The organism is Streptomyces sp. NPDC002896 (genome assembly GCF_040295225.1).
In the GTDB taxonomy this organism is placed as follows: Bacteria; Actinomycetota; Actinomycetes; order Streptomycetales; family Streptomycetaceae; genus Streptomyces.
The window spans coordinates 345,339-369,436 of record NZ_JBEOVA010000005.1; the positions used below are offsets into that span (position 1 = coordinate 345,339).

At 70.5% G+C, this 24,098-nt stretch carries 22 protein-coding genes; 10 read left to right on the forward strand and 12 right to left on the reverse strand.

What is annotated here, in order from left to right; genetic code table 11:
* Window positions 1-229: 229 nt before the first annotated feature.
* Window positions 230-571: a WhiB family transcriptional regulator gene (locus ABT009_RS11030; protein ID WP_351291909.1), complete on the forward strand. Its 342-nt coding sequence runs from the start codon at window positions 230-232 to the stop codon at window positions 569-571.
* Window positions 572-642: 71 nt separating this feature from the next.
* Here the strand turns inward: ABT009_RS11030 and bagB are convergent, their stop codons facing one another.
* Together bagB and bagA are read right to left on the reverse strand one after the other, a co-directional pair.
* Complete coding sequence (gene bagB, locus ABT009_RS11035; RefSeq protein ID WP_351291911.1) at window positions 643-2,025, reverse strand: ATPase BagB; 1,383 nt, start codon at window positions 2,023-2,025, stop codon at window positions 643-645.
* Window positions 2,022-2,999: an ATPase BagA gene (bagA, locus tag ABT009_RS11040; protein ID WP_351291913.1), complete on the reverse strand. Its 978-nt coding sequence runs from the start codon at window positions 2,997-2,999 to the stop codon at window positions 2,022-2,024. The genes bagB and bagA overlap by 4 nt, the downstream gene beginning before the upstream one ends.
* Before the next feature lie 72 nt (window positions 3,000-3,071).
* On the opposite strand from bagA, the gene sp36 reads away from it, so the two are divergent.
* The 4 genes from sp36 (at window position 3,072) to ABT009_RS11060 (ending at window position 5,521) form a co-directional block, all read left to right on the forward strand.
* Window positions 3,072-3,230, forward strand: a complete 159-nt coding sequence (gene sp36 / locus ABT009_RS11045) for a Sp36 family protein (protein WP_351291915.1) — start codon at window positions 3,072-3,074, stop codon at window positions 3,228-3,230.
* The gene (locus ABT009_RS11050; protein WP_351291917.1) at window positions 3,227-3,700 is read left to right on the forward strand and encodes a RidA family protein; all 474 of its coding nucleotides are present in this window, start codon (window positions 3,227-3,229) and stop codon (window positions 3,698-3,700) included. Before sp36 ends, ABT009_RS11050 begins: the two co-directional genes overlap by 4 nt.
* 73 nt (window positions 3,701-3,773) lie before the next feature.
* A complete protein-coding gene (locus tag ABT009_RS11055; protein ID WP_351291919.1) occupies window positions 3,774-4,694 on the forward strand; it encodes an NUDIX hydrolase in 921 nt (306 codons plus the stop codon).
* Window positions 4,691-5,521, forward strand: coding sequence for an MBL fold metallo-hydrolase (locus tag ABT009_RS11060; RefSeq protein ID WP_351291921.1), 831 nt, complete (start codon window positions 4,691-4,693; stop codon window positions 5,519-5,521). The genes ABT009_RS11055 and ABT009_RS11060 overlap by 4 nt, the downstream gene beginning before the upstream one ends.
* 106 nt (window positions 5,522-5,627) lie before the next feature.
* Here ABT009_RS11060 and ABT009_RS11065 read toward each other — a convergent pair whose 3' ends face one another.
* Window positions 5,628-6,302 (reverse strand): Crp/Fnr family transcriptional regulator, encoded by a 675-nt coding sequence (locus ABT009_RS11065; protein WP_030573597.1) that lies wholly within the window; start codon window positions 6,300-6,302, stop codon window positions 5,628-5,630.
* A gap of 275 nt (window positions 6,303-6,577) precedes the next feature.
* On the opposite strand from ABT009_RS11065, the gene nth reads away from it, so the two are divergent.
* On the forward strand, window positions 6,578-7,714 hold the full coding sequence (gene nth / locus ABT009_RS11070) for an endonuclease III (RefSeq protein WP_351291924.1): 1,137 nt from the start codon (window positions 6,578-6,580) through the stop codon (window positions 7,712-7,714).
* On the opposite strand, the gene ABT009_RS11075 is transcribed toward nth, so the two are convergent.
* Window positions 7,659-8,408: a hypothetical protein gene (locus ABT009_RS11075; RefSeq protein ID WP_351291926.1), complete on the reverse strand. Its 750-nt coding sequence runs from the start codon at window positions 8,406-8,408 to the stop codon at window positions 7,659-7,661. The genes nth and ABT009_RS11075 overlap by 56 nt on opposite strands.
* On the opposite strand from ABT009_RS11075, the gene ABT009_RS11080 reads away from it, so the two are divergent.
* On the forward strand, window positions 8,409-9,113 hold the full coding sequence (locus ABT009_RS11080; protein ID WP_351291928.1) for an NUDIX hydrolase: 705 nt from the start codon (window positions 8,409-8,411) through the stop codon (window positions 9,111-9,113).
* Window positions 9,114-9,229: 116 nt separating this feature from the next.
* Window positions 9,230-10,429 carry a MarP family serine protease gene (locus ABT009_RS11085; RefSeq protein ID WP_351291930.1) on the forward strand — a complete coding sequence of 400 codons (1,200 nt, stop codon included), beginning with the start codon at window positions 9,230-9,232 and terminating at the stop codon, window positions 10,427-10,429.
* A gap of 156 nt (window positions 10,430-10,585) precedes the next feature.
* Here ABT009_RS11085 and ABT009_RS11090 read toward each other — a convergent pair whose 3' ends face one another.
* The 6 genes from ABT009_RS11090 to ABT009_RS11115 form a co-directional block, all read right to left on the reverse strand.
* Entirely contained in the window at window positions 10,586-10,774 is a 189-nt protein-coding gene (locus ABT009_RS11090; protein WP_351291932.1) for a hypothetical protein, read from the reverse strand.
* A 162-nt stretch (window positions 10,775-10,936) separates the two neighbouring features.
* A complete protein-coding gene (locus ABT009_RS11095; protein WP_351291934.1) occupies window positions 10,937-11,896 on the reverse strand; it encodes an alpha/beta fold hydrolase in 960 nt (319 codons plus the stop codon).
* The gene (locus ABT009_RS11100; protein WP_351291936.1) at window positions 11,893-12,399 is read right to left on the reverse strand and encodes a phage holin family protein; all 507 of its coding nucleotides are present in this window, start codon (window positions 12,397-12,399) and stop codon (window positions 11,893-11,895) included. The genes ABT009_RS11095 and ABT009_RS11100 overlap by 4 nt, the downstream gene beginning before the upstream one ends.
* Before the next feature lie 104 nt (window positions 12,400-12,503).
* Window positions 12,504-13,940, reverse strand: a complete 1,437-nt coding sequence (nhaA, locus tag ABT009_RS11105) for a Na+/H+ antiporter NhaA (protein ID WP_502989845.1) — start codon at window positions 13,938-13,940, stop codon at window positions 12,504-12,506.
* 204 nt (window positions 13,941-14,144) lie between these two features.
* Window positions 14,145-16,142: an acetate--CoA ligase gene (gene acs, locus ABT009_RS11110; protein WP_351291940.1), complete on the reverse strand. Its 1,998-nt coding sequence runs from the start codon at window positions 16,140-16,142 to the stop codon at window positions 14,145-14,147.
* Between the two features lie 124 nt (window positions 16,143-16,266).
* Window positions 16,267-18,777, reverse strand: a complete 2,511-nt coding sequence (locus ABT009_RS11115; protein WP_351291942.1) for a bifunctional SulP family inorganic anion transporter/carbonic anhydrase — start codon at window positions 18,775-18,777, stop codon at window positions 16,267-16,269.
* Between the two features lie 362 nt (window positions 18,778-19,139).
* Between ABT009_RS11115 and ABT009_RS11120 the strand changes: the two genes are divergently transcribed.
* On the forward strand, window positions 19,140-20,489 hold the full coding sequence (locus tag ABT009_RS11120; RefSeq protein WP_351291944.1) for a polysaccharide deacetylase family protein: 1,350 nt from the start codon (window positions 19,140-19,142) through the stop codon (window positions 20,487-20,489).
* A 75-nt stretch (window positions 20,490-20,564) separates the two neighbouring features.
* Here ABT009_RS11120 and ABT009_RS11125 read toward each other — a convergent pair whose 3' ends face one another.
* The gene (locus tag ABT009_RS11125) at window positions 20,565-21,566 is read right to left on the reverse strand and encodes an ATP-binding protein (RefSeq protein WP_351291946.1); all 1,002 of its coding nucleotides are present in this window, start codon (window positions 21,564-21,566) and stop codon (window positions 20,565-20,567) included.
* A 143-nt stretch (window positions 21,567-21,709) separates the two neighbouring features.
* On the opposite strand from ABT009_RS11125, the gene ABT009_RS11130 reads away from it, so the two are divergent.
* Entirely contained in the window at window positions 21,710-22,534 is an 825-nt protein-coding gene (locus ABT009_RS11130; RefSeq protein ID WP_351291948.1) for a Fic family protein, read from the forward strand.
* 431 nt (window positions 22,535-22,965) lie between these two features.
* Here the strand turns inward: ABT009_RS11130 and ABT009_RS11135 are convergent, their stop codons facing one another.
* Window positions 22,966-23,799: an HAD family hydrolase gene (locus tag ABT009_RS11135; RefSeq protein ID WP_351291950.1), complete on the reverse strand. Its 834-nt coding sequence runs from the start codon at window positions 23,797-23,799 to the stop codon at window positions 22,966-22,968.
* Window positions 23,800-24,098 lie beyond the last annotated feature (299 nt).

The window sequence follows — 24,098 nt, forward strand, 5'->3', positions numbered from 1 at the left end:
CCGTTGTGACTCAACTGAACTGCCCCGGTTTGCCGGGTTCCTTACGCATGTCCCCAGCTCACTCCGTTGGGTGATCTGCCGCGTACGCATAGTCCGTTCGGGCCATTCAAGATTGGGCCCGAAGGGGGTGTTGCGCTGTGCCCACCTTCCGTAACGTCCTCAACTGGCGGCGGTGAATATGCCGCTGCCGCCGTGGGGGAGCCTCGATTCGGGAGAGGACGGCGCCGGTATGGGCTGGGTAACCGACTGGAGTGCGCAGGCGGCCTGCCGCACTACTGATCCGGACGAACTGTTCGTACAAGGAGCAGCGCAGAACAGGGCCAAGGCGGTCTGCACCGGGTGTCCGGTGCGCACCGAGTGCCTGGCCGACGCGCTGGACAACCGCGTCGAGTTCGGCGTGTGGGGCGGTATGACCGAGCGGGAGCGCCGTGCGCTTCTGCGCCGGCGCCCCACCGTCACCTCGTGGCGCAGGCTGCTCGAGACCGCGCGTACGGAATACGAGCGCGGGGCAGGTCTGCTGCCTGTCGACGCCGACGAAGAGGTGTACGAGAGCCTCGTCGCGGTGGGCTGATCGCCCACCGCGGTCGCGGGGGATTCCCGTCTGCAGATGCGGGGTGACCAACCCATCTGCGGATACGGGGTTCAGGCAGCTCCGGTCGGTCGTTCTCCGGCCGCGAGCCGGTCTCCGATGGCCCGAAGTCCTGCGATGTCGTGCACATCGCCGGGCAGAGCGGCCACTTCGGTCACGGCCACCTCCGGGTGGAGCGCGGTGAAGCGGTCGCGTGTGCGCTGCTCGCGGGTGAGCAGCTGCATCCGCTCGGCGTGCAGCCTGAGCAGGCCTGCGGTCAGTGTGGTCAGTTGTTCTGCTGCTTGCTCGGCCGACCGGTTGGTTCCGTCGGCCCGGTCGGTTCGGTCCGAGGCGGGGGAGCCTTCGTCGGGAGTGTCCGAACCTGCGGCTGAGCCGGTATCACGTGAACTGCCGTGGGGGTCAGGAGACTTGGCAGAATCGGCGGGCGTTTCGGGGGAGTTACGAACTCCAGCTTTCCCGCCCTCCTGATCCACAATGCGGCTCTCGTCAAGATTTTCTGCTTCGAGGTTTTCCGCGGCTGCGAGCGCCCGCTCCGCCGACAGCCGGGCCGCTCCGCTGCCGTGCACCCGGTTCAGCACGAGACCGGCCAGCGGCATGTCCTCCGCGGCCAACCGCTCCACGAAGTACGCCGCCTCGCGCAGCGCGTCCCGCTCCGGGGCCGCCACCACGAGGAACGCCGTGCCCGGCGCCTGCAGCAGCCGGTACGTGGCGTCGGCCCGGGTGCGGAAGCCGCCGAACATGGTGTCCATCGCGGCCACGAACGTCTGGACGTCCTGCAGGAGTTGCCCGCCGAGCAGCTTGCCCAGGGCGCCCGTCATCATCGACATGCCGACGTTCAGGAACTTCATCCCGGCCCGGCCGCCCATCTTCGCCGGCGCCATCAGGACCCGGATCAGCTTGCCGTCCAGGAACGAACCGAGCCGCTTGGGCGCGTCCAGGAAGTCCAGCGCGGAGCGCGACGGCGGGGTGTCGACGACGATCAGGTCCCACTGGTCGCGGGAGCGCAGCTGGCCCAGCTTCTCCATCGCCATGTACTCCTGCGTACCGGCGAAACCGGCCGACAGGGACTGGTAGAAGGGGTTCTCCAGGATCTGGCGGGCCCGGTCGCCGTTCGCGTGCGCCTCGACGATCTCGTCGAACGTGCGCTTCATGTCGAGCATCATGGCGTGCAGTTCGCCGCCCGCGGACTCGTCGATGCCCTTGACCTGGCGCGGAGTGTTGTCGAGGGTGTCGATGCCCATGGACTGGGCGAGCCTGCGGGCCGGGTCGATGGTCAGCACCACGACCTTCCGGCCGCGCTCGGCGGCGCGCAGCCCCAGGGCCGCGGCCGTGGTCGTCTTGCCGACACCGCCCGAGCCGCAGCAGACCACGATGCGGGTCTTCGGGTCGTCGAGCAGGGGGTCGACGTCGAGCGTGCGCACCGCGTCCAGCGTCATGAGATCCCTTGCTTCCGCAGTTCCGTGGCGAGCCGGTAGAGGCCTGCCAGGTCCATTCCCTCGGCGAGCAGCGGCAGTTCGTGCAGCGGCAGCCCGAGGTCGGTCAGTACGGCGCGCTGGTCGCGCTCCAGGGCGTACCGCTCGGCGTACTCCTCGGCCTGTTCGAGCAGCGGGTCCACGAGCCGCTCCGCGAGGCCGCCGCGGCGCGCGCCGCCGAGACCGGCCGACGACAGCGTCTTGGCGAGCGCCGTCCGCGGCACGCTCTGCGCGAGCTCCACAGAGGCCTCGTCGAGGACGGCGGGCCGCACCATGTTCACGATGACCCGCCCCACCGGCAGCCGCGCGGCACGCAGCTCACCGACGCCGTCCGCCGTCTCCTGGACCGGCATCTCCTCGAGGAGCGTCACCAGATGCACCTCGGTCTCGGGCGACTTGATGACCCGCATGACGGCCTGCGCCTGATTGTGTATGGGGCCGATCTTCGCCAGGCCCGCGACCTCGTCGTTCACGTTCAGGAAGCGGGTGATGCGGCCGGTCGGCGGCGCGTCCATCACCACGTAGTCGTACACGAAACGGCCACGCTTGTCCTTGCGGCGGACCGCCTCGCAGGCCTTGCCGGTGAGGAGCACGTCGCGCAGCCCTGGCGCGATGGTGGTCGCGAAGTCGATGGCGCCGAGCTTCTTGAGCGCGCGGCCGGCGCCGCCCATCTTGTAGAACATCTGGAGGTAGTCGAGCAGCGCCAACTCGGGGTCGATGGCGAGGGCGAACACCTCCCCGCCCCCGGGAGCCACCGCGATCTTGCGCTCCTCGTACGGAAGGGCCTCCGTCTCGAAGAGCTGTGCGATGCCCTGTCTGCCCTCGACCTCGACCAGGAGGGTGCGCTTTCCCTCGGTCGCGAGGGCGAGCGCGAGGGCTGCGGCCACCGTGGTCTTGCCGGTACCGCCCTTGCCGCTGACGACCTGGAGCCTGCTCACGTCTTCGAGCCTAACCAGTGACGCACCGGGCTACGCAGGAGGCCACCGTTCGCAACGGCTACAGTCGGCCACATGACCAAGTGGGAATACGCGACCGTACCTCTTCTCGTGCACGCGACGAAGCAGATTCTGGACACCTGGGGCGAGGACGGCTGGGAGCTCGTCCAAGTCGTGCCCGGGCCCAACCCCGAGCAGCTGGTGGCCTATCTGAAGCGCGAGAAGTCCGCATGAGCGGGACGGTCGAGGCGCGGATCGCCGAGCTGGGTCTGACCCTGCCGGAGGTCGTGCCGCCGCTCGCCGCGTACCAGCCCGCCGTCCGGACCGGCGTGTACGTCTACACCGCGGGCCAGCTCCCGATGGTGGAAGGCAAGCTTCCGGTCACCGGGAAGGTCGGCGCCGAGGTCACGCCCGAGGAGGCCAGGGACCTGGCCCGTACGTGTGCGCTAAACGCGCTGGCCGCGGTCAAGTCGGTCGCCGGCGATCTGGACCGGATCGCGCGGGTCGTGAAGGTGGTCGGCTTCGTCGCCTCCGCCCCCGACTTCACGGGCCAGCCCGCCGTGCTCAACGGCGCGAGCGAGCTGCTCGGCGAGGTCCTCGGCGAGAAGGGCGTCCATGCGCGCAGCGCGGTCGGTGTCGCCGTGCTGCCGTTGGACTCGCCGGTGGAGGTCGAGATCCAGGTGGAGCTCACGGGCGAGGGCTGAGAAGCCGCCCCGAGGGGCGGCGCGGCGGATCATGCCCCTCGAACATTCGCCCGCCACGAGTTAGCCTCCGGCCATGGCAAATGGTCAGTGGTACCCACCGGAGTGGCCCGACCGCATCCGCGCCCTCGCGAGCGGTGAGCTCACACCGGCGACCCCGCGCCGGGCCGCCACCGTCATGCTGCTGAGGGACGACGGCGGCCCTGCCGTCCATATGCTGCGCAGGCGCGCCTCCATGGCCTTCGCCGGAGGCGCGTACGCGTATCCGGGCGGCGGCGTGGACCCGCGCGACGACGACCGCCTGGTCCGCTGGGCGGGCCCCACGCGCGCGGAGTGGGCTGCCCGCCTCGGCGTGGACGAGGCGTCCGCGCAGGCCATCGTGTGCGCGGCGGTGCGCGAGACGTACGAGGAGGCGGGCGTTCTGCTCGCCGGGCCGACCGCGGACAGCGTCGTGGGGGACGTCACCGGCGATGACTGGGACGCGGACCGCGTGGCGCTGGTCGACCGCGACCTGTCCTTCGCGGAGTTCCTGGACCGCCGCGGCCTGGTCCTCCGCTCCGACCTCCTCGGCGCCTGGGGCCGCTGGATCACGCCCGAGTTCGAACCGCGCCGCTACGACACGTGGTTCTTCGTGGCCGCGCTCCCGGATGGGCAGCGCACCCTCCGCACCTCCCTGGAGGCCGACCGCACCGTGTGGATCCGCCCCGCCGAGGCGGCCGCCCGCTACGACGCCGGCGAGCTGATGATGATGCCGCCGACCATCGCGATGCTGCGTCGGCTCGCCGCGTACGACTCGGCGGCCGAGGCACTTGCCGCCGCGCCGTCCTGCGACATGACCCCGGTGCTGGCCGAGGCCCGCCTGGAGGACGGCCAGGTGGTCCTGACCTGGCCGGGCCACGACGAGTTCACCAAGCGCATTGGAATCAAAGGGGCGGTGCGAAGCACCCCGGATGGGGTGGTGGCGGGAGACGGGTGGGACGGGGGGCCTGCCGCATGACCGACGCAACCGCCCTTCCTGGCCAGCCCCGCGGCGGGGTGCTCTCCGGCCCCGCGACCGAACGCGCCGTCAACGTCCTCGCCCCCAACGCCTCGGCGATGACCCTCGACGGGACGAACACCTGGATCGTCTCCGAACCGGACTCCGCGCTCGCCGTGGTCATCGACCCGGGACCGCTGGACGACACCCACCTGCGCCACGTCATCGAGTCGGCCGAGCAGGCCGGCAAGCGGGTCGCGCTGACGCTGCTCACGCACGGGCACCCGGACCACGCGGAGGGCGCAGCGCGCTTCGCGGAGCTGACACGCACGAAGGTACGCGCCCTCGACCCGGACCTGCGGCTCGGCGACGAGGGCCTGGCCGCGGGCGACGTGGTGCGCCTCGACGGTCTTGAGCTGCGCGTCGTACCGACGCCGGGGCACACCGCCGACTCGCTCTGCTTCCATCTTCCGGCCGACCGCGCGGTGCTCACCGGGGACACGATCCTGGGCCGCGGTACGACCGTGGTGGCACACCCGGACGGGCGGCTCGGCGACTATCTGGACTCCCTGCGCCGGCTGCGCTCCCTCACCGTCGACGACGGCGTGCACACGGTGCTGCCCGGCCACGGGCCGGTGCTCGAGGACGCCCAGGGCGCCGTCGAGTTCTACCTGGCCCATCGCGCCCACCGCCTCGCGCAAGTCGAGACGGCCGTCGAGGACGGGCATCGCACGGCCCTCGAGATCGTGGCGCACGTGTACGCCGACGTGGACCGCTCGCTGTGGCCGGCCGCCGAACTGTCCGTCAGGGCGCAGCTGGACTATCTGCGGGAGCACGGGCTGATCTAGCCGTTCTCGGTACGCGTGGCGTGCCCTGGTGGCGGAAAGCACGACGGGGTCCCGCCCAACCGTGGGCGGGACCCCGTCGCCGTGATGTCGTGGGGACGACCGTGCGTCAGCGCGACCGCTTGGCGAGCCGCTCCACGTCCAGCAGGATCACGGCACGGGCTTCCAGGCGGAGCCAGCCGCGGCCCGCGAAGTCCGCGAGAGCCTTGTTGACCGTCTCGCGCGAAGCGCCGACCAGCTGGGCGAGCTCCTCCTGCGTCAGGTCGTGCACGACGTGGATGCCCTCCTCGGACTGCACGCCGAAGCGGCGCGACAGGTCCAGGAGCGCTCGGGCGACACGGCCCGGGACGTCGGAGAAGACCAGGTCGGACATCTGGTCGTTGGTCTTGCGCAGGCGCCGGGCGACGGCGCGCAGCAGGGCGGCGGCCACCTCGGGGCGTGCGTTGAGCCACGGCTGCAGGTCGCCGTGGCCGAGGCCGAGGAGCTTGACCTCGGTGAGGGCCGTGGCGGTGGCCGTACGCGGGCCCGGGTCGAACAGCGACAGTTCGCCGATGAGCTCGCCGGGGCCAAGGACGGCCAGCATGTTCTCGCGGCCGTCGGGGGACGTGCGGTGGAGCTTGACCTTGCCTTCCATGACCACGTACAGGCGGTCACCGGGGTCGCCCTCGTGGAACAGCGAGTCACCGCGGGCGAGGGTCACCTCACTCATGGAGGCGCGGAGCTCCGCGGCCTGCTCGTCATCGAGCGCCGCGAAGAGCGGGGCGCGCCGCAGAACGTCGTCCACGAGTTCTCTCCTTGTCGACCTGCTCAGGGGATCTTGCTCCCCCGTGTACCAGGGGACCGTGTTCCCCATTTTGCCGGACGGTCCAAACAGTGTGATCAGTCACAAGTCTGCCGCACCGGCGTCGCAAGCTGTGCGGGAGGGGGCCAATCGGGGGCCGATCCCGTGGGTCCGGGGCGGATGTCAGTTGCTGGCTTTAGGCTGGTCGGGTGTCCAAAACGCCAGTGAGAGCACGGGCCAAGGGGGCTGGGCTGGTGGCTGTACGCCGTAATTCCGCTATGGGCGAACAGGTTGCCGCCGAGCCTGAGAATGCGACAAAAGCGACAAATTCGACACCAGGTGAGGCGGCCACCGGGCGGCCGGCCCCGACCAGGGCCGGGGCTGAGAAGAAGGCGACGGGAGCCGCGGCGAAGAAGGTGACGGGCGGCGCGAAGAAGACGGCGCCTGCGAAGAAGGCGGCACCTGCCAAGGCGGCGGGCGCGAAGAAGACGGTGGCTGCGAAGAAGGCGGTGGCCGCGAAGAAGGCGGCGGCCGGAAAGCAAGCGGCGCCCGCCAAGAAGGCGACGCGCGCCAAGAGCGCTCCCGTGGAGGCCGTTCCCGCGCAGGCGGCCCTCGCCGAGAGTGCTCGCGCGGCCAAGGCCACCGCCAAGCCAGAGTCCCGTACCGCGCTCGTCCGCCGTGCCCGCCGAATCAACCGCGAGCTCGCCGACGTCTATCCGTACGCCCACCCCGAGCTGGACTTCGAGAACCCCTTCCAGCTTCTGCTCGCCACCGTGCTCTCTGCCCAGACCACGGACCTGCGGGTGAACCAGACCACGCCCGCCCTCTTCGCCAAGTACCCGACCCCGGAGGACCTGGCCGCGGCCAATCCCGAAGAGGTCGAGGAACTCATCCGGCCGACGGGGTTCTTCCGCGCCAAGACCAAGTCGATCATGGGTATCGCGAAAACCCTGCGGGACGAGTTCGACGGCGAAGTCCCCGGCAGGCTCGAGGACTTGGTGAAGCTCCCGGGTGTGGGCCGCAAGACGGCCTTCGTCGTGCTCGGCAACGCCTTCGGCGTCCCGGGGCTGACCGTCGACACCCATTTCGGCCGGCTCGTCCGCCGCTGGAAGTGGACCGACGAGACGGACCCGGACAAGGTCGAGGCGGCCGTCGGCGCGCTGTTCCCGAAGAGCGAGTGGACGATGCTCTCGCACCGCGTGATCTTCCACGGCCGGCGCATCTGCCACTCCCGCAAGCCGGCCTGCGGTGCCTGCCCCATCGCCCCGCTCTGCCCGGCGTACGGCGAGGGCGAGACGGACCCGGAGAAGGCGAAGAAGCTCCTGAAGTACGAGAAGGGCGGCATGCCGGGCCAGCGCCTCAAGCCGCCACCGAACTATCCGGGCCGGCCCGCGCCACCCCTGGGGGCCGGGTGAGGGGGCCGGCGGGGCTGCCCGCGACCCGGTCGGCCGGGCCGTCCGCGGTCTGGTCGGCGGGGCCGTCCGCGATCTGGTCGGTGGGGGCATCCGCGACCAGGCTGGCGGGGCCGTCCGCGCCTAGGTCGGCGGGGCTGCCCGCGCCTACGTCGGCTGGGTCGTCCGCCCCCGGGTCAGCCGCGCCGTCCGCGACCATGCCGACTGAGTCATTCGCGACCGGGCCGGCGGAACGACCGGCGAGCCCTCCAGCCAGGCCGTCGGAGCGGCGCCTGGCGGTGCCGTCCGTGGCACCGACGGGAACGTCCGTGCCGCCGTGGGCGGAGCCCTCGGTGAACCACTGGCCGCCGAAGCCACAGGCGCTTCGATCCGTGGGGCCATCGGCGGGCGAGCCGGCCGGTCCCTGGGCGAGCCGCCCGACCGTGCCCTCGGCGAGCCAGCCGGTTGTTTCGGTGTCCCGTCGGCCGTCCCGCCCGGCGGAACGACCGACGAGCCGGCTGACGGACCAATCCAGGAGCCGGCCGACCGGCCCGCTGCCCGGCTCACGGGCGAGCCAGGCGACCGGCCCAACGGCGGGCGAGCTCTCGCTGACGGGCCGACCGGTCGGCCCATCGGCACGCCGCCCGGTGGAACCATCCGCATGCGCGCAGGCGTTGTGCTCAGAGGGACGGGGGTGGCGATGACGCACGCTAGCCATATGCACACCAGCAGGGCCTGGGATCAGGACGGCCCGCCGGCGGTGAGCACCGAGGGCCTGCCCGAGTGGCTGGCCCCCGTGGTGCGCGCCGCCGAGTCGGTCGAGCCGCGGCAGCTCAGCCGCTTTCTGCCGCCGGAGAACGGCGCGGGCCGCCAGTCGGCCGTACTGATCCTGTTCGGCGAGGGCGAGGGCGAGCGCGGCCCGGAACTGCTGCTGATGGAGCGGGCCGGCTCCCTGAGATCGCATGCCGGGCAGCCGTCGTTCCCCGGCGGCGCCCTGGACCCGGAGGACGGCGACCCGGCGACCGTGGGGCCGCTGCGCGCCGCCCTGCGCGAGGCCGAGGAGGAGACGGGGCTCGACCCGCGCGGCGTCCAGCTCTTCGGCGTGCTGCCGAAGCTGTACATCCCGGTGAGCCGATTCGTCGTCACCCCCGTACTGGGCTGGTGGCGCGAGCCGTCCCCTGTCGGCGTCGTCGACCCGGCGGAGACGGCCCGTGTCTTCACGGTCCCCGTGGCGGATCTCACGGACCCGGACAACCGTGCGACCACAGTGCACCCGAGCGGTCACCGAGGCCCCGCGTTCCTTGTCGCATCGGCCCTGGTCTGGGGTTTCACCGCGGGGGTGATCGACCGGCTCCTCCACTACTCGGGCTGGGAGCGGCCTTGGGACGCCGACAAGCAGGTCCCGCTCGACTGGCGTGCATGACAGGGTGGCGTACGTGATGTGTGATCCCGGGGACCTGACATCGGCAGCTCCGCCGCGGGCCCTCGGGAGCCCCGGCCAGGAGACGGCGGCCGCAATGCGAGGCGAGGCTTGAATCGGTGAACGTGCTGGACATCCTGTTGCTGGTCGCCGCTGTGTGGTTCGCGATCGTGGGCTACCGCCAGGGGTTCGTCGTCGGCATCCTGTCGGTGATCGGCTTCCTCGGCGGCGGTCTCGTCGCCGTGTATCTCCTGCCCGTCCTCTGGGACAAGGTGACGGACGGTGCCCAGGTGACCACCACGGCCGCCGTCGTCGCGGTCGTCGTGGTCATCGTCTGCGCCTCCGTCGGCCAGGCCTTCACCACGCACCTCGGCAACAAGCTCCGCCGGTACATCACGTGGTCCCCGGCCCGCGCCCTGGACGCCACGGGCGGCGCCCTGGTGAACGTGGTGGCGATGCTGTTGGTGGCCTGGCTCATCGGCTCGGCCCTCGCCGGCACGACACTGCCGACGCTCGGCAAGGAAGTGCGCAACTCCAAGGTGCTGCAGGGCGTTTCCCAGGCGTTGCCCGAGCAGGCGAACACCTGGTTCGCGGACTTCTCCTCGGCCCTCGCGCAGAACGGCTTCCCGCAGGTGTTCAGCCCGTTCTCGAACGAGCCCATCACCGAGGTGCAGGCCCCCGACCCGGCGCTCGCCAACAGCCCCGTGGCCACCCGCGCCCAGCGCTCCATCGTCAAGGTCGTCGGCACCGCGGAGAGCTGCGGCAAGGTCCTCGAAGGCACGGGCTTCGTCTTCAGCGACCGCCGGGTCATGACCAACGCCCATGTGGTGGGCGGCGTGGACGAGCCCACGGTGCAGATAGGCGGCAAGGGCAAGCTCTACGACGCCACAGTCGTGCTCTACGACTGGCAGCGGGACATCGCCGTACTGGACGTACCGAACCTCAACGCGCCCGCACTGAAGTTCGCCTCCACCGACGCCACCAGCGGCAGCAGCGCGATCGTCGCCGGTTTCCCGGAGAACGGCTCGTACGACGTGCGGCCCGCCCGCGTGCGCGCGCGCATCCCGGCCAACGGCCCGGACATCTACCACCGCGGCACGGTGAGCCGCGATGTGTACTCGCTCTACGCGACGGTGCGCCAGGGCAACTCCGGCGGCCCGCTGCTCACCCCCGACGGCAAGGTCTACGGCGTGGTCTTCGCCAAGTCGCTCGACGATCCCGACACGGGGTACGCGCTCACTGCGGACGAGGTGCGCCAGGACGTCAACCGTGGCCGCACCGCGAACCAGCAGGTCGACAGCGACGGGTGCGCCCTGTAACAGGCACGGGCCCGTAGCAGGCGCCTGCTCGCAGCAGGGGTGTGCCTGCGGCCACGGGGGCCACGGTGCGCCTGCAGCAGGGTCGTGCCTGTGGAGGGCGCGCGTACGTCCGGAGGGACGCCGGAGGAACCGAGAGCCGCGCGTATGCCGCCGCGGCTAGCCGCGCGTGTGCCGCAGCCGCGCCGAGACCCAGCGGGCCCTGCGGCGGAGAATGCGGGGAATGCCGATCGCCTGGGAGGAATCGTCCGGGCCCGCATGCTGCGGGCCACCCTCCTGATGACGGCTCAGCCCCGTGGCCGAGCGGCGGTTGCGTGCTGCGTCACTGTAGTCGTGCGTCCAGCCCATACCCCGAGGTCTGCCCGTGCCTCAAGGTCGGTAACCGCGTGCCGGGCCCCCAATTGGCCTATGCGGCAGGCATTTGGCGTTCGAAGGACTGGCGTTCCCGTCCGATTAACGGTCACTCGGACAGTCGCCGGAAGAGGCCAGCCACAGGCCCGGCACACACCGTCAGCGGTCGGGCTCCGGGTCCTTCAGCCAGTTGACCAGCTCGGCCGAGAACGCCACCGGATCCTCCTCATGCGGGAAGTGGCCCAGGCCGTCGAACAGCCGCCAGCGGTACGGGGCTTCCACGTACTCGCCTGAACCCGCCGCGCTGCGCGTACGCATCACCGGATCGAGGGAGCCGTGCAGATGGAGCGTCGGCACCCGCACCGGCCGCTTCATACGGCGGTTGAACTGGATGCCGTCGGGCCGCGCCATGGAGCGGACCATCCACCGGTACGGCTCGATCGAGCAGTGCGCCGTCGAGGGGATGCACATCGCCCTCTGGTACGTCTCCACCGCCTCGTCCTCCGGCAGCCGCGGACCGGACCAGTCCCGGATCAGCCGGCCCGTCAGGGCGCCGCCGTCCGCGACCAGCCGGCGCTCGGGCAGCCACGGCCGCTGGAAGCCCCAGATGTAGGAGCCCGCGGCGGTCTGCCGGGCGTCGGAGAGCATCGCCGAGCGCCAGCGCCGCGGATGCGGCATCGAGGAGACGGCGAGCCGGCGCACCAGCTTGGGGCGCATCACGGCCGCCGTCCATGCGAGATAGCCGCCGAGGTCGTGGCCCACCAGCGCCGCGTCGGGCTCGCCGAGGGACCGTACGACTCCCGTGATGTCGAGCGCGAGGTTCGCGGGGTCGTAGCCGCGGGGGGTCCGGTCGCTGCCGCCCACGCCGCGCAGGTCCATCGCGACCGCGCGGAAGCCCGCGTCCGCGAGCGCGACCATCTGATGCCGCCAGGCCCACCAGAACTGCGGGAATCCGTGCAGCAGCAGGACCAGCGGCCCGTCGCCCAGTTCGGCGATGTGGAAGCGCGCGCCGTTGGCGGCGACGTCCCGGTGCGTCACCTTTTTCCCGCCGGGGACGTCGATGCGTACGACTGAAGCAGGCTGCGCCGGATGGGCCGAGGGGGCGGAGGGGTCCGTCATGAGGACGAGCGTGCCACAGCCTCGGCCTTGCCGCCGACGCCTTCCGGCAGGCCGAGCCGGGAGGAGGCGGGCACCGCGGCACGCGGATGCGGCTTGGCCTTCTGCAGGACCGCGGCCGTCTCCTTGGCGGAGGCGACGGCCTTCTGCGGGCCGCCGCCCTTCTTGGCCTTCTTCGCGAACACCGTTCCGATCAGCGCAAGGAGGCCGGCCACCAGTACGTTCGCGGCGAAGGACAGCAGGAAGCAGACCGACAGATGCCAGCCGCTCCACGCGTTGATGCCGTACGCCAGGGCGAAGCTCAGCATCGGCAGGGAGAAGATCAGCACCGCGCCCGCCGTCGCGAACGCTCCGCCGCCGACCGCACCGCGCTTGACGTCCTGGCGCAGCTGGGCCTTGGCCAGCGCGATCTCGTCGTGCACCAGCGCGGACATCTCGCTGGTCGCCGAGGCGAACAGCTGGCCGATGCTGCGGTCGGTGCCGACAGGGCCGTCGGGTGCGCTCATCGCGGTCTCCCTCTTCTCTTCTGCGGGTCTGACACCTGCGGGTCCCCCCAGCGGTGGCTGGGGGAGTGCGTACTGCACATGCGTATTGCGCCTCTGGTGTCAGATCATGCCGGACGGTCGTCCCGGCCGCCTGCCCCGGACGCAGCTTCCGCACGCCTGCGGTGTTCGGCGGCCTTCTCTTCGTAGATCCGCGCCATGCGCAGGTGGTACTCGGGGTCGTGCAGCTCGTAGACGTCGGGGATGCCGTCGAGGTCCTCGTCGCGCTCCTCGTCCTCGCAAAGCCTTCGATACTTGGCGTTGCGGATCTTGAGCAGTACGCCTGAGACGAGGGCCGCTATGACGGAGCCCGTGAGGACGGCGGCCTTGACCACGTCCGACAGCGCCGGGTCCTCGGCGAAGGCGAGCTCGTCGATCAGCAGCGAGACGGTGAAGCCGATGCCCGCGAGGGACGCCACCGCGAAGACATCGGGCCATACGAGATCCTCGCTGAGCGAAGCCCTGGTGAACCGGGCCGTCAGCCAGGTGCCGCCGAAGATGCCCACCGCCTTGCCGACGACCAGGCCCAGCACCACACCCAGCGCCTCGGGCCGCGTGAAGACCTCCCCGAGAGCCCCGCCGGAGACCGCCACACCGGCGCTGAGCAGCGCGAACAGCGGCACGGCGAGGCCCGCCGAGAGGGGACGTACGAGGTGCTCGATGCGCTCACCGGGGGACTGCTGCTCGCCCTCGCGGCGTGTGCAGCGCAGCATCAGGCCCATGGCGACGCCCGCGATGGTGGCGTGGACGCCGCTGTTGTACATCAGCCCCCAGACGACCAGGGCCAGCGGCACGTAGACGTACCAGCCCCGCACGTTCTTGCGCAGCAGCAGCCAGAACACGGCGAGGCCGGCGACGGCGCCGCCGAGAGCCGCGAAGTTCAGGTCGCTGGTGAAGAACACGGCGATGATCAGGATCGCGAAGAGGTCGTCGACGACGGCCAGCGTGAGCAGGAACGCGCGCAGCGCGGACGGCAATGAGGTGCCGATGACGGCGAGGACGGCGAGCGCGAAGGCGATGTCGGTCGCCATCGGCACGGCCCATCCTTCGAGTGAACCGCCGCCGACAGTGTTGACCAGCGTGTAGACGAGCGCGGGTACGGCCATACCGCAGATCGCGGCGACGACCGGGAGCACCGCGGCCTTGGGGTCGCGCAGATCGCCCGCGACGAGTTCCCGTTTGAGCTCGATACCGGCGACGAAGAAGAAGACGGCGAGCAGCCCGTCGGCGGCCCAGTGCTCAAGGGAGAGGTCCAGGCCGAGTGCGGCGGGTCCGACATGGAAGTCGCGCACGGCGTCGTAGCTGCCGTGGAGCGGGGTGTTCGCCCAGATCAGCGCGGCGACGGCGGCGACGAGCAGGATGACGCCGCCGAGGGTTTCGGTGCGCAGGGCGTCCGCGACGTAGTTCCGCTCGGGGAGGGACAGGCGGCCCAGTACCTTGCGGCTCTTGGAGGGTGCGGGCGGGGCCACGGGCGGACCTCCTGGTCGTGTTCGGCAAAACGGCATGCTGTGCTGCGTTGCCGACCAGACTTCCCGGCGCACCCTGACACGATCGTTACGTGATCGTTTACGCGTTCCTGACGCGAGAACCACCCTACCGGGTGACCGCAAGGCCTACCTGATGATCTTCATGTGACGTGCGATGTGCGATGACGTGCGAAAGGGCACCCAGCGCGCTGCCAGGTGCCCTTCCCAGACCTCGATGGGGCCTCAGTCCTCGCTCGACGCAGCCGGGAGCTTCGACTGGATCAGCTCCATGACGGACGAGTCCGTGAGCGTCGTGACATCTCCCAGCTGACGGTTCTCGGCGACATCGCGCAGCAGCCGCCGCATGATCTTGCCGGAGCGGGTCTTCGGCAGCTCGGCCACCGGCAGGATCCGCTTCGGCTTGGCGATCGGGCCCAGCGTGGAGCCGACGTGGTTCCGCAGCTCGCCGACCAGGTCGGCGGTCTCCGCTGCCGTACCCCGCAGGATCACGAACGCGACGATGGCCTGGCCGGTCGTCTCGTCCGCCGCGCCCACGACCGCGGCCTCGGCCACCGACGGGTGCGAGACCAGCGCCGACTCCACCTCGGTGGTCGAGATGTTGTGTCCGGAGACCAGCATCACGTCGTCGACCCGGCCGAGCAGCCAGATGTCGCCGTCCTCGTCCTTCTTGGCGCCGTCGCCGGCGAAGTACTTGCCCTCGAAACGGGACCAGTAGGTGTCGATGAACCGCTGGTCGTCGCCCCAGATGGTGCGCAGCATCGACGGCCACGGCTCGGTCAGGACGAGGTAGCCGCCTCCGCCGTTGGGCACCTCGTTCGCCTCGTCGTCGACGACGGTCGCGGAGATGCCGGGCAGCGGCGTCTGGGCGGAGCCCGGCTTGGTCTCGGTGACGCCCGGCAGCGGCGAGATCATCATCGCGCCGGTCTCGGTCTGCCACCAGGTGTCCACGATCGGGGTCCTGTCGGCACCGATGTGCTTCCGGTACCAGATCCACGCCTCCGGGTTGATCGGCTCACCGACCGACCCCAGGATGCGCAGGCTGCTCAGGTCGAACTTCGCGGGGATGTCGTCGCCCCACTTCATGAACGTACGGATGGCCGTCGGCGCCGTGTACAGGATGGTCACCCCGTACTTCTGCACGATCTCCCAGAAGCGCCCCTGGTGCGGGGTGTCGGGCGTGCCCTCGTACATGACCTGCGTCGCGCCGTTCGCCAGCGGCCCGTAGACGATGTACGAGTGGCCGGTGACCCAGCCGACGTCCGCGGTGCACCAGTAGACGTCCGTCTCGGGCTTGAGGTCGAAGACCGCGTCGTGCGTGTACGCGGCCTGCGTGAGGTAGCCGCCGGAGGTGTGCAGGATGCCCTTCGGCTTACCCGTCGTACCGGACGTGTACAGGATGAACAGCGGGTGCTCGGCGTCGAAGGCCTCCGGGGTGTGCTCGGCCGACTGCTCCTCGACCAGCTCGTGCCACCACACGTCGCGGCCCTCGGTCCAGGCCACGTCTTGGCCGGTTCGGCGCACCACCAAGACGTGCTCGACGCGGTCCACACGCGCGATGGCGTCGTCCACGGCGGGCTTGAGCGCCGCCGGCTTGCCACGCCGGTAGCCGCCGTCGGAGGTGATGACGACCTTGGCGTCGGCGTCCTCGATACGGGTGGCCAGCGCGTCGGCCGAGAAGCCGCCGAAGACGACCGAGTGCGCGGCGCCGATGCGGGCGCAGGCCAGCATGGCGATCGCGGTCTCCGGGATCATCGGCATATAGACGGCGACCCGGTCGCCCTTCTGCACACCGAGCGAGGTCAGGGCGTTCGCGGCCTTGGAGACCTCGTCCTTCAGCTCGGCGTAGGTGATGGCCCGGCTGTCGCCCGGCTCGCCCTCGAAGTGGATCGCGACACGGTCGCCGAGGCCCGCCTCGACATGGCGGTCCACGCAGTTGTACGCGACATTGAGCTTGCCGTCCGCGAACCACTTGGCGAACGGCGGGTTCGACCAGTCCAGCGTCTCGGTCGGCTCCTTGGCCCAGGTCAGCCGACGTGCCTGCGCGGCCCAGAAACCGAGCCGGTCAGCCTTGGCCTGTTCATACGCCTCCGCGGTGACGTTGGCGTGCGCGGCCAGGTCGGCGGGCGGCGCGAACCTCCGCTCCTCACGAAGCAGGTTGGCCAGGCTTTCGTTGCTCACGACATCTCCCTTTCCAAGGGTGTCCGTTGTGTCCCAGGCCATAGCTCATCAGTCCGAGGCCACGGGTGCAAGGGTCTGCTGAACATTGGTTTAGACCTTTACGCCGGTATGACCCCGCACACGGGCGCGGGGTCATACCTACTCACGGATGGGATCAGGGAAGAGTTCAGGCGCGCGAGTCCTGCAGCGACACCTCGCCTACCTGGTCGAAGACCATGCCGTCCGGTGCGGTGCCGGAGAGCAGATACGCCTGGGCCTCGCCCACATGGAAGTACATGCCGTGCAGCTCGAGCGTGCCGTCCGCGAGCCGCCGAGCCACCGACTCGTGCGCCCGCAGATGTTCCAACTGCTGCATGACATTGGTCAGGCAGAGCTTCTCGGCGTCATCGGCCGGCTCCCGTCCGGCCAGCCGCGCCCAGGGCCGCTCCGCGTCCGCCAGGCGCCGCAGGCTGGGCAGCCCGTGCCGCAGCCAGCGCCTGAGCGGTGTCTGCGTACTGTCGGCCGGCTCCGGACGGGAGTCGGCGGGCTGTTGCCCGGCATGCTCTTCGGCCTGCTCCCCGGCCTGCTCCTCGGACTGATCCCGGGCCTGCAGAAGAGCCTGCATCGCACCGCATCCGGAGTGCCCGCACACAGTGATCGACTGCACCTTCAGCACATCCACGGCGTACTCGATGGCTGCCGCAACCGAGTCGTCACCGCTCTCCTCGCCCGGCAGCGGCACCAGATTGCCCACATTGCGTACGACGAAGAGGTCGCCCGGGCCGCTCGAGGTGATCATCGAGGTGACGAGCCGGGAGTCGGCGCAGGTCAGAAACAGCTGGGTGGGCCGCTGTCCTTCGCGCGCCAGCCGGGCGAGCTCACCGCGCACCAAGGGAGCGGTGTTGCGCTGGAAGGCGCTGATCCCGCTGGCGAGTTGGTGACCGCTGGGCAGACCGTCCTCCGGCGGCCGGGGCCGGTCGCAGTGGTGGTTGTGCCACGGCGTCCACGGGCGGCAGCACGAGTGCGAGGCGGTCGTGGGCTCCATGAGCCTTCCCCAGGCCCGCGCCTTCTCCGCCACTCTCGACCTCCTGCGAGCGGGGTGATCCTGCTGAGCGCGCTCGCCGCCCCGTGCGGAGCCGCCCCCATGAGCAGGGGAGGCCGCGATCCCGGCACGGCCGGCCATCTCGACCGATCCGCCGTGTGCCCGGTGGGAGTCCTGCCAGTCCTGGAGCGATTCGTACGCGGCATGGTCCATGAACGAGCCGTCCAGCTCGACCACGACATGGGCGCCGTGGGGCACGAGGTGCAGGGCCCGGCTGAGCCGGGGCACGGCGAGGAACGTCAGCTGCCCGCGGACCCGGACGTGGTGGGTGCCGTAGGCGTCCTGCTCGTGGGTGATGCGGGTGTGGGCCAGCCGGTGCAGGGCGACGGCGACCGCGACGGCGATGCCGACTCCGACGCCCTCCAGGACGCCGAGGAACACCACGCCGACCGTGGTCACCACGTAGACCAGCACCTCGCGGTGGCGGGTGACCGTACGGATGTGGTTGATGCTGACCATCTGGACGCCGACGGCCATGACCAGCGCGGCCAGCGCGGCCAGCGGGATCAGGTCGAGCACCGGCACGAGAAGGAGCGATGCCACCACGACCCACAGGCCGTGCAGCATGGTGGAGTTGCGGCTGACGGCGCCCGCCTGGACGTTCGCCGCACTGCGCACCGCGACACCGGTGACGGGCAGGCCGCCGAGCGCTCCCGAGACGATGTTGGCCGCGCCCTGGCCGCGCAGCTCCTTGTCGAGGTTCGCCCGCGGCACGCGGGGCCCCTTGCGGGCCGAGGCCAGCTTGTCCACGGCGACGGCCGAGAGCAGCGATTCGACGCTGCCGACGAGCGTGACGGTCAGCACGGCGGCCGCGATGCCCAGCACGGGTCCGTCGGGCAGCTCCGGCAGTGCATGGCTCGACCATGAGGGCAGATCCACCCTCGGCAGCCGCAGCCCGGCCAGGGCCGCCACGGCTGTGGCCAGCGCGACCGCCGCGAGGGCGGCGGGGATCTTACGGGCGGCACGCCCTGCCCGCCCGGGAATCCGGGGCCAGGCCAGCAGAACGGCCAGGGTCAGCAGGCTCACCGAGAGAGCGGCCGGATGCAGCTGGGCCAGCTGGCCGGGGAGTGACCGGAGGTTGTCGATCACGGAACTCTGCGGGGTGCTGCCCAGCACGACGTGCAGCTGGGCGACGGCGATGGTGACGCCGATACCGGCCAGCATGCCGTGGACGATGGCGGGGCTGACGGCGAGCGCCGAGCGCGCCACCCGGAGCACGGCCAGGCCGAGTTGGGCGAGGCCGGCGAGGACGGTGATGGCGCAGGCCGTACGCCATCCGTAGCGGTGGATGATCTCGGCGGTCACCACGGTGAGCCCGGCGGCGGGCCCGCTCACCTGGAGCGGTGCGCCGCCGAACCGGCCGACCACGAGGCCGCCCACCGCGGCGGCGACGAGGCCCGCCTGGAGCGGTGCTCCGGTGGCGAGGGCGATGCCCAGCGACAGCGGCAGGGCGATCAGGAAGACGGCCACCGAGGCGGACAGGTCGGCGCCGGTGATCCGGAACCTCCCGTGCCGATTCGAGGGCGGGCTGTGGGGTCCATGGGCGTCGGTAGCGAGTGATGAGTCGTCGGTGCGAGTGGGGACGCAGGCTGACATCTTTTCCCGTCTCCTCCGGGGCGGCGCGGTCGCGGAACAAGGGGCCCGGCCTTTGCCGGGTGGGTCGCGGCCGTGGGTCACGGCGTTGCAGCGGCGGGATTTCTCAACTCTTGGTAAACGAACCGTAATGCAGAGTAAAGGCGGCCGCCCGATTATCGGGGCAAAAGGGTCACTTTTTCATTCCGGCGAGTGAATGTGCCCCTTTATCGGCTCGTCGGACTAATTCCCCCGCGGCCTCGTGCGAGGTTGAGCGCGCCGTTGACATTCCCGGCATAACGCCTCGATCGACGCTTTGCCCTGGTTCGGCGCGCGGCTCCGCATCGACGTACTGCCCCGACTCGAAGGAAGAAGGTGGGCGGAAGATGGCCGTCACCATGAGGATCGCCGCGGGGATCACGACCGCCGCGGCCTGCGCCGCAGCCCTCGCCGGCTGCTCCGGCGGCGCCACCGGCGCCAAGGGGGGCGCGAAAGAGGGTGCCAAGGGCCCGAAGGGGGCGGTGGCTCCCGCTCCGGCGCCGAAGAGTGCGGTGCGCCTGATCGGTGACGGCTCGACCGCGTACACCGGAGTGCAGCCGCATCTGGCGAAGCCGCAGCGCCTGAAGTCCGGTCAGAGGCCCCCGCAGTTCGTGGTGTTCTCGTGGGACGGCGCGGGCGAGGACAGCCAGAAGCTGTTCTCGTACTTCCGCAAGGTGGCGAAGAAGAACAACGCCACCATGACGTACTTCCTCAGCGGCGTGTACATGCTCCCCGAGGCGAAGGCCGACCTCTACCGGCCGCCGCACCACTCGCCCGGCCGCTCCGACATCGGCTTCAACGACCGCGAGGGCATCAAGGCGACTGTGGAGCAGCTCCGCGGCGCCTGGCTCGAGGGCAACGAGATCGGCACGCACTTCAACGGCCACTTCTGCGGCAGCGGAGGGGGCGTCGGCGAGTGGTCGGTGGAGGACTGGAAGGACGAGATCCGGCAGGCCAAGTCCTTTGTGAAGTCGTGGAAGACGAATGCGGGCCTGAAGACGACGGCGCCGCTGCCCTTCGACTACGACAAGGAGCTCATCGGCGCCCGCACACCCTGCCTGGAGGGCAAGCAGAACTTCGGGCGGGCGGCCCGCGAGCTCGGTTTCCGCTACGACACCAGCGGCGTCGACAACCAGGTGTGGCCCGAGCGGAAGGGCGGCCTGTGGGATTTGTCGATGCAGCTCGTCCCGGTCCCGGGGCGGTCCTTCGAGACGCTGACCATGGACTACAACTTCATGGTCAACCAGTCGGGTACCTCGACCCAGGGCGACCCGTCGAAGCGTGTGTACTGGGGCAACCAGATGCGCGACGGCCTACTGCAGGGCTTCAACCGCGCCTACAACGGCAACCGCGCGCCGCTGATCATCGGCAACCACTTCGAGTCCTGGAACGGCGGCACGTATATGCGGGCCATCGAGGAGACCATCGAGCGTGTCTGCAACAAGCCGGACGTACGCTGCGTCTCCTTCCGTCAGCTCGCCGACTGGCTCGACGCCCAGGACCCGGCCGTCCTCGACAAGCTGCGCCGGCTGGAGGTCGGCGAGGCCCCGAAGGCGGGCTGGGCCGCCTACCTCGCCGCCGAACCCTCACCGGCCCCCAAGGGCGCACCGGGCGCTTCGACGCCCAGGGGTTCGACCTCCGGGACTTCGGCGTCCGGCGCTTCGGCATCCGGGACTTCGGCGTCCAGGCAGCGCTAGGGACGTCCCGGGAGTGAGGCGTCCCGGGGCCGCTCGGGCCGGTGCCGTGGCGCCGAGGCCCGGGCGACCCGGCGGTCATGCCGGCTGGGGGGCGCCGACCTCCGAGCCGTCGAGGCTCTCCCGCAGCACGAAGCCGGGGTCGACCTGCGATGCCAGATCCGCTCCCGTCCTCGCGTTGCCCCAACTCTGTGCGTTCTTCAGATGGAAGTGCACCATCTGGCGCGTATAGCGGTCCCAGTCACGAACGTCGTACGCCGCGTCGGCCGCGGCCTGAAGCGCCTGCAGGGCGCGGTGGTTGGCGTCCTCCAAGAGCTCGAACCGGGGCGGGCGGCCCTTCTCCATGGCGCGCACCCAGTCCGAGTGCCCGACCGTCACCAGCAGGTCCTCTCCCACTTCCGCTCGCAGAAAATCGATGTCGTCCTGCCCCTGCACCTTGTTGCCGACGACCTTCAGCGCGACGCCGAAGTCCCGTGCGTACTCCTTGTACTGGCGGTAGACGGACACTCCCTTGCGGGTCGGCTCGGCCACCAGGAAGGTCATGTCGAAGCGGGTGAACATGCCGGACGCGAAGGAATCCGAGCCTGCCGTCATGTCGACGACCACGTACTCTCCGCGGCCGTCCACCAGATGGTTCAGGCACAGCTCCACCGCGCCCGTCTTCGAGTGGTAGCAGGCGACGCCGAGGTCGGCTTCGGTGAAGGGGCCGGTGACCATCAAACGGACGGCGGCGCCGTCGAGTTCCACCGGTCGGGCGCACGCCTCGTACACCGGATTGGTCTCGCACACCCGCAGCAGCCGGGAGCCCGCGCCTGGCGGTGTCGTCTTGATCATCGTCTCGGCGGAGGAGATCCGCGGGTTGGTGCCGCGCAGATGGTCCTTGATCAGCGGCAGCCGGTCGCCCATCGCGGGCAGCGCGGCGGCCTCCGCCTCGTCTAGCCCGAGCGCGGGGCCCAGGTGCTGGTTGATGTCCGCGTCGACGGCGAGCACCGGAGCGCCGGTGGCGGCGAGATGACGGATGAAGAGGGAGGACAGCGTGGTCTTGCCGCTGCCGCCCTTACCCACGAAAGCGATCTTCATGTTCGCCAAGCGTAATGGCGCGATCTCGGAGCGTGGCAACCCGGGAGGGGCAAGACCACTCCTTCGTGGCCGGATACGGGTGTGGTGAGAAGCTCATCGGAGCAGTGGTGGTGGGAGATCGCCCGCCGCGTAGGGTCGTACTCATGAGTACGACAGGTGCGTCAGCCGACCCGCTCGCGGCCCTGGGCTCGCTGCCCGGCGTCGCCGAGTCCGTGGAGTCGGTGCGCAGGGCGGTGGACCGGGTCTACGGACACAGGATCATGCGGCGCCGTAGCAACGAGATCACCTCCGAGGCGGCGCTGCGCGGCGCACGCGGATCGGCCGCGCTGTCCGGTGCCGACTGGGCGCTCGAGGAGGTGCGTCGGCGTACCGACTTCAGCGGCGAGGAGGAGGCGCGCACCGTCGGCGCGGCCCTGCGGCTGACCGCAGAGGCGGGCCAACTGCTCTCCATCTGGCGGCAGTCGCCGCTGCGGGTGCTGGCCCGCCTCCACCTCGTGGCGGCCGCCGGCCGGTCCGAGGAGGTCGGGCGACCCCGGCAGGACGGTGAACCGGTCGACGAACCGCTGATCGGTCTTCCGCTGCCGGACGCGGAGGAGGTGGCCGCCCGCCTGGAGGGACTGTCGCAGCTGATCATCACGGGCAGCCAGGCCCCGGCGCTGGTGACCGCGGCCGTGGTGCACGGTGAACTGCTGGCGCTGCGCCCCTTCGGCTCCCACAACGGGCTGGTGGCGCGCGCGGCCGAGCGTATCGTGCTGGTCGGCAGCGGCCTCGACCCGAAGTCCATCTGCCCGGCCGAGGTCGGCCATGCGGAACAGGGGCGGGCCGCGTATGTGGCAGCGCTCGAGGGCTACGCGTCCGGTACGGCGGAGGGGATGGCGGCCTGGATCGCGCACTGCGGGCGCGCAGTCGAGCTGGGTGTCAGGGAGTCGACGGCGGTCTGCGAGGCGCTCCAGCGCGGGGCGGCGTGAGGCCGACGGGCTGAGGTCGACCGGCTACTGGGAGCAGGGCTGCGGCGGTACGAGGGTTCGTACCGCCGCTGGTATGTCCACCCGGTTACCAAGCGTCCTCGATATCTGCCCATCAGGCCGGGGACTCTGCCCGTACCTGGTGCGGCTGGCCCGTAATCGACGGGTCGACGTCGCGTGGGTGCCCGGTGTTCATACATCGGTCCGTGGGCCTTCGGTTGCGTTACAAGTGATCCTTCCGGATATGCCTTGGTCTCGCGGGCCGTTGAGTCCTTTCTACTCCAGGGTCAAGGGCAAGCGGAAGCGATTCGCTGCACTTCTTTACTTTTAGGTTCAAACAACGGTAATTCGGGCGCCGAATGCGGCGTCTTTGCTGGTGGTGGCCCCCGCTCGGAGTCGCGGGGTGACCGGGTCGGGTCAGGCGGCCGATTCCGTCAGACCGTCGCGGTACGACGCCGGCTCGCGTACCAGACGAGGCCCGCGGTGGCCGCGGCGGCGCCGACGGCGGCCATCGCGACCAGAGCCGGGCGCGGGGGCACCTTGAGCGCGGGGATCCGCTGCTTGAGCCGGACGGGCCGGTGGAAGTCGAGAATCGGCCACTGGCGCGCGATGGCCTCACGGCGCAGTGCGCGGTCGGGGTTGACCGCAAATGGATGACCGACGGACTCCAGCATGGGTACGTCGGTCACCGAGTCGCTGTACGCATAACATCGCGCGAGGTCGTACCCCTCCGACGCGGCCAGCTCCTTGATCGCCTCAGCCTTGGTGGGCCCGTACGCGTAGTACTCCACCTCGCCCGTGAAGCAGCCGTCCTCGCCGACGACCATCCGCGTCGCCACGACCCTGTCCGCCCCGAGCAGTTCGCCGATGGGCTCGACGACCTCCGCGCCCGAGGTGGAGACGATCACGACGTCGCGGCCGGCGGTGTGGTGCTCCTCGATGAGAGAGGCGGCCTCGTCGTAGATGATCGGGTCGATCAGGTCGTGCAGGGTCTCGGCGACGATCTCCTTCACCTGCTGCACGTTCCACCCGCGGCACAGCGCTGACAGGTACTGACGCATGCGCTCCATCTGATCGTGGTCGGCCCCGCCCGCCAGGAAGACGAACTGGGCGTACGCGGTACGCAGTACCGCCCGGCGGTTGATCAGTCCGCCTTGGTAGAAGGACTTGCTGAAGGTGAGCGTGCTGGACTTCGCAATGACCGTCTTGTCCAGGTCGAAGAAGGCCGCAGTGCGGGGCGACGAGTGGTTTTCCACGAGCGAGAGCATAAGCGCCCACCATTCGGCGTAAGGTGTGGCGCGTGGGTTTGCCTGAGAGGGCTCTCGGGTACACCATGGAAGTCACGGATCGTTCGCGACCGTGCTAACCCGGTCCGACTCCTCCCCCCCCGAGTCGGCCGTGGGGACGACCCCCGCTCTCCCCCCCGGCGGGGGTCGTCGCATGTCCGGACGTATTTCGTCCTCTCTTCTCCGTTCATCGAGCCCTCCCTGTGGCTTCAGTGGTGCTGCGGTCCGACTGCCTCAACTGGTCACTCTGCGTAGTGGTTGCGCTCCTCTGTGGAAGTTCC